A 6,859-nucleotide genomic window follows, 5' to 3' on the forward strand; every position below is an offset into this window, starting at 1 on the left:
TAATGCCCTGGTCTTTTAAATAATTAATCATAATTCACCTCGGATTTATTATACATTTTGGATAAAAAAATTCATTACTTTATAAAATTTGATAAAATCTAGCAATAAACTTAAAACCGACAAGAAAATGCTTTCTTTTATTTGCTAGATGATGTATAATTAAGGAGGAAATGTCTAACTATAATATTGAAATAAATAATTATATATCAGATATGATAAAGGAGAAGAAAATGAAAAAAATGAGAAAGTTTATGGCACTTTTGATAGCCACAATCATGATGGCATCGAATATTGCCCCAGCTTTTGCGACTGGTGGGGATGAGCCTTTGCCATCACCAGCTGGTGAGGTCGATACTTGCCCTGCTGTGTCAGGATCTAATATTGAAGTAAAACCAGTAAAACCAGATAATGGAAAATCGGCAGCAGATCTTATAAAAAATCCTGACCAACCCGCTATCTATACCTTGCGTACAGATTATCTGGTACAAAGAGGTGAGGAATATGAAATAAACTCCCAACCCTATATAGCTAGTGTTGGTGCAGCGGCCACAGCAGATGAACAAAAGAAGGTTGCTCAGACCATAAAATTGCCTGAGTTTCCTGGTTACGACAAACCAAAAGATGCTATCGATAGTGACATTAATGATTATAAAATTACTTATGATATTGTAAAAGACGCAGCAAATGGTAAAAGTGAGACTGGGAATAAAGAAGATGGCTTTAAATATCAAGCTAACAAAGAATTTAAATATCCTGGCAAGAAAGTTCAATTTGAAGTAAAGCACGTCTTCCAAGACCTTGAAGACTTTACTAAATACACAAACCTAGATGGAACTATAACTAGTTCTGATGGTACTTTGATAGATGCTAAGGGAAACGAAAGTAAAGTTAATGAAAATGAGATAAAAAAGCATGAAAAGGTAACTAGTAAAGACGGAATCGCTGGTTCAAAGATAATAGTAGAACCTTTGGAAGAGGAAAAAAGAGAGGGTTTTGTTCCTGAACAATACAAAATAGAAGTACAAGTTCCTGAAGATACGAAAGATTTTATCTTAGAATATCGTTACAACCGTGCCCATTACGATGTAGTTTTTGACACACAAGGCGGAACAGAACTTCCAGCTCGTACACTTTATTATGGACAAGTGATTCCTAAAATTGCCGATGCAGACATACCTACAAAAGAAGGTGGCGAATTCCAAGGCTGGAAGCCATCTGTTGAATTAAAAACAAAGGATGGACAAACATTTAAGGCAAATGAAATCATTGCAGACGCAACCGGATCAGCCATCAAAAATCTTTATGCCAATTTGATCATGCCAGCAGGGAAAGTTACCTTCACAGCAGTCTGGAAGGACAAGGAAAAGGCCGGCTATGCCATCCAATTCTGGGCAGAAAAGGCAGACCATGCTGATAATGCCGGACTTTTAGATAAGTACGACTATATTGGCACTCGTGTATATAATGACCAAGCCACAGGCACAAGACCTGACCTGGATAATGAACCTGTAAAAGACATAGTCTTTCCGGACCTAGACAAAGCTCGTCTAAATAAGATATGGAAAGGCGCAAAATTTAATCGTGGCCAAAATCTTTATCTAAACAAGTTCTATGTTTACAACCAAGACCTAACTCGTGAGCAAAATGCGGACCCTGCAGATGTAAATTTAGTTAAGTCTGTTGATTCAACAGGTAAGACTGTCTATAATATCTACTACGACAGACAAGTCTATGACCTATACTTCACCAAGTCTAATGCTCAACCTGCTGCAAATACTTTCTACCCTGAAATTTGGGGATATGATGAAGCTCAAGGTGAGGTAGTGAAGAAGGGCGGTCCTGGTAATCCTTACCATTACAAGGCAAGATTTAACCAGCTAATGACTGGTTGGCCAAACGACGCCATGCAAACAAAAGGCTTTAGCGAAGGCATGCAATCCTTTGGCTGGGGACCAAACTATGATAGTCCAATTTGGCCAGTTCACTTAGACACACCTCCTTATAGATTAAACGCCGATGAATTCCTGGACATGGAAAACTACGATAGATGGGGCGGCTATACGAAAAAGATAGATAAGGGTGATGGAACAAGCATAAATTTAAAGTGGAACGAATTTACAACCCTTTCCTTTGGTATAAAGCAAGCCAAAGACTCTATGCCTCACCACATGGACTTTTGGATGGATGGCTTTAAGGATGACGAAACAATTATCCGCTACGACCTTTATAGGTTTAAGGCAGATACCAATTCTGACACTTATGCGCCTAGTTACCCAAAGGTTCAAGGCTTTACTGGTAAGAGAGCTAATGAAACACCGGAATATCTTGATTCAGATGGCATAGATGCTAAAAACGAAGAGCGTGCAGAAGTAACACCATTTCCAACTAAGACCTATACAGATATGTATGGAGAACGCCCTGTAGGCGAGATGAAATTTATTAAGGCCTTCTTTAATAATGGCGATGAATGGGGCGATCCTGACGGCTGGGACGGATTTGATAATAACGGCTACCTTAAATTTGAATACACTCGTAATAAGTACAAACTAAGGTTTAATTACGACCCATCAGTGATTAAGGGCGATAGTGACTTTGATAATACTAACTCAATAGATACTTTCTACGAATTTCCTCTAAAGGCCCTAAGTCCTGAATTAGAAGGCAACGAAGAATACAAAAAAGAAAATCCTGCCAACTTATTGGATAACCCAGAAAAGTTAAAAGAATTAAAACTTTCAGGCTTAGTAGATACAGACAAAGATGGAAAGTTGATAGTCAAAAGACCAGATGGCTTATCAGACCAAATGGTCTTTAAGGGTTGGGCATTAGACCCTGCCGGCACTAAGCTTATCAGGGAAAACCCAGGCGAAACTATGCCTAACCACCCAGTAAACCTATATGCTAAGTGGGGCGAGCCAGACTACAAATGGAATGTTACTTTCGACCCTAATGGGGGAGAACTAGAAGCAATTGAAGAAACAGAAGTCACTCAAAAGACAAAAACAATCCAAGAAGGGGACATAGGTCAAGAAGTAGAAAAAAACTATCCCAAAAAAGAAACCAAAGATGCCGATAAAAGAGATAAGCAAATCTTTACAGTAGTTCAAAGACAAAAATTAGTTGAACCTGCTGAAAAGCCTAAAAGAAAAGGCTACGACTTTATGGGTTGGGAAGTAATTCGTTACACAAAAGATGGCAATGGTAACTATACTGATGAGCAGGATGATTCATACCGAAATGAATATAGGGTTCCAGAATTATATTCCTTCGGTAACGACGTAGTAGCTCCAGTCTACCTAAAGGCAATTTGGACTCCAAACCAAAGGGTCGATGTTGATGTTGAACATTATTTCTTAGACAAGGATTATAATTTAGATGCTAAGAAGAAATCAAATCCTGTAAAGGAAACACTTAAAAATGTAAGGGTTAATTACATGGCATCGACTATCGGAGATAAGCAGGATGCTGATTATATCTTAGCTCCTCATTCAGAGTTAGAAAAGAAATTAACCGGTGACTTAAAGGCAACTTATGAAGAATATAATAATAGAGTTGGCTTAAACAACTCTTACTTCCAAACCTTTAGGGTAAAACCAGCAATGATTCCAGACCCAGATGATTCAAGTAAAATGAAACCTAACCCTGAGGCAGAAGATAATATCTTCAAATTTTTCTATAGACCATTTAGGAAGCGTGAGTACAAGGTTAACTACCTAGATGAAAGAGCTGAGGCTGAACTGGCTGAGGCGAAAACAGACGCTGAAAAGAAAGCAATAATAGAAAAGTATACTATTGCTGGTCAAGAAAAAGTCATCAACGGCAACCGCCATTTTGATGCTAGAAACTATAAACCAATCCCAGGTTGGAAATTAGTAAGTGCCCCACAACAACAACTATTCTTCGATGTTGAGGAAGATACAAATAAATTACTAGGCATTAACGGCACAGGGTCAGATGAGATTAACTTCTATTATAAGGACGTAAGAGTAATTGAAGTGCCAGAAAATGATCCAGTACCAGATGGTTACGTCAGAGTAACCTTTAAGGCCGTCAAAAACGGCAAACTCGAAGAAGATGGTAAAGCCAAAACTGTTTGTTACGATGTAATAAAGGGCCTAGAATTTTCTAATATTCCAGTTCCTGATACTATGGAATATAAATCAGAGAAATCTGGCGTAGAAATTGTACCTAATAAGGACTATCAATTTGTAGGTTGGGAACGTGAAGAAGATCAATCAAAAGGTCTTTTAGGTAATGATAAAGGTGTATGTGAGAATTACACTTATGTTGCGAAATTTGAAAAACCACAAGGTAAAATCACAATCACAAAAGTCCTAGAAAACAAACCTGTTGAGAAAAAGTCAATAATGGCAAGGATGGCCGCTCTTGTACCAATGAAGTTTACATTCAAAGTCACAGGACCAGAAATAAATGGATCTAAGACCGTTGCGCCAAAACAATATGAAGAAGAAATCGAATTGGCTGCAGGTGAATCTATAACATTAGATGGACTATTTGATGGAAAATATACTGTCGAAGAAACAGGGGCCAATGGATATACACCTTATTATGTAGATGGCGAATATGTCAAGGGAAGTTCAAAATTATCAGCAAAACCAATTGAGGTTGAAATTAAAAAAACTGATAATAAAAAAGACTATGAAAAAATCCTAACTGTAGTAAATAAAAACGTCAAACCAGAAAAACCAGGCGAGACCAATGATAATATTATTAATATTACAGTTAAGAAAGTTTGGAAGGGCGGCAAGAAGCCAGCTACTAAGATTGAACTTTGGAGAAAAGGCTACAAGGCAGAATACAAAGAAGACTCGACAAATGAAGAAAAAGCAAAAGCTCAAATTGATGAAAAAGTAGGAGACTTTACTACAACTCCTGAGGGAGATAAGGAACAATCTCATACTTTTAATGACCTTCCAAAACACGACCCAAGCGGTAGGGAATTTGTCTACTATGCAAAAGAACCAAAAGTTCCAGAAAATTATGAACTAACAGATAGTGATGATGATAAGTTAACAATTACCAACAATTATAAAATTCCAAAAACAGAAGAAGATATAATTGGTAAAAAGATATGGGATAAAGTTCCAGAAGGTAGCGAAACTCCTACAGTCAAACTTGAACTTTGGAGAAAGACTTCAGACAATGGAGATCCTGAAAAAGCAGTAGATAAAGCAGAAGCACTTGATGCTCAAAATCAAGTAAACTTCAGCAAGCAAGATAAGACTGACAAAGACGGAATTGACTATACTTACTTTGTAAAAGAAGTATTTGATGATGCAAATGAACAAGCTAAGTGGACTGTAAGCGGAGAAGGTACTTTAGAGTTAACTAACACTTTCAAGACAACACCAGCACCTGCAACTTATACAGTAACATTTGACAACAAAGATCACGGAGCAAAACCAGCTGATCAAAAAGTTGAAGCAGGTAAAACTGCAACAGAACCAACACCTGCATTAACAGCAGATGGATTTGATTTTGGCGGATGGTATACAGATGAAAACTTTGGACATAAGTATAATTTTACTACTCCAGTAAACAGCGATATTACTCTATATGCAAAGTGGACAGCAAAAACTGTAACACCACAACCGCAACCAGAAACATTTACTATCAAGTATATCTCTATGGATGAACAAATGGGTAAAGTAAGCAATGATCATGACACAGGAGATACTACTACTGGTACAATCAATGGTTCAACAGCAACAGCAAATGAAGGATATAAGTTCGTTCACTGGTTAGGTACAGACGGAAACACATATACAGTTGCAGAATTAGTACCAACTGAAAAGAAGAATGCAACTTATATAGCTATCTTCGAAGCTCTTCCAGAAACACCAGAACCAGATGAGATTCAAATCTTATATATCCCTGCTGATGAAACAATGGGTTCAGTAGACCTAGCAAAAGAAGAAGTTGCTAAGGGTGGAATAATCCAAGGCTCAACTGCAACAGCAAAGCCGGGATATAAGTTCCTACAATGGATTGACAAGGATGGTAATATAGTATCAGATCAACCTACATTTACACCAAATACAAATGTATCTGCAGTTTATGTAGCTATGTTTGAAAAAGATACAACAGTCACCCCACCAACACCACCAACTCCAGGTGGAAATATACCAGGTGGAGGAACAACTAGACCAGATCCTAATAATCCTGATGATGGAAAACCAGAAGATAAACCAGGCGAAAAACCAGAGGATAAACCGGGCGAGAAGCCAGAAGATAAACCGGGCGAGAAGCCAGAAGATAAACCAGGTGAAAAACCAGATGATAAACCAGCAAAACCAGATGACAAACCATACAAACCAAGCAGTGGTAAATCACCTAAGAAGACTGGTACTAATATCATCACAGATGTAAGAAACTTCCTAAGTCCAAAAACAGGTATAGTAAGCAACTATGAACTTTACCTAGGATTGATGGCAGCTTCTAGCGTTGGACTATTCTTTACAAGAGAAAAAAAGAATAAGGACGAAGAATAAGATTAAAAGATCGTAAGCGAAAGCTTGCGGTCTTTTTTTGCCCAGGAAAGAAAGGGGAAGGCTGAGGGAGATATTTCATAAATTAGAGGTCCTATATTTGTGGGATTCCTCACTTCGTTCGGAATGACAGAGGGTCTGGAAAAGTCAATCTCTAATCGTCATGTCGAACGTATGTGAGACATCTTATGAATGAGGTCTTTTGTTTATAAGTTCCCTCCTCCGCCTTTGGCGTCGTTCGAGACGGCGCTTGGGAGTGCTGTACTAAAATCAATCCCTTGCGCCATGTCGAGCGAATGTGAGACATCTCATGAACGTGGGGGTCTTTTATTCATAAGATCCCTCCTCCT

General features: G+C 38.1%; 1 protein-coding gene. It reads left to right on the top strand.

Annotated features, from left to right (window positions below):
- The first annotated feature begins 230 nt into the window (after nucleotides 1-230).
- Nucleotides 231-6,512 (top strand): InlB B-repeat-containing protein, encoded by a 6,282-nt coding sequence (locus RQ893_RS07075; protein WP_311482349.1) that lies wholly within the window; start codon nucleotides 231-233, stop codon nucleotides 6,510-6,512.
- The last annotated feature ends 347 nt before the right edge of the window (nucleotides 6,513-6,859 follow it).

Source organism: uncultured Anaerococcus sp. (assembly GCF_963510915.1).
GTDB lineage: Bacteria > Bacillota > Clostridia > Tissierellales > Peptoniphilaceae > Anaerococcus.

Bases quoted from the DNA above. Each gene is read 5' to 3' on its own strand.
- RQ893_RS07075 (WP_311482349.1), top strand. From the start codon at position 231: ATGAAAAAAATGAGAAAGTTTATGGCACTTTTGATAGCCACAATCATG.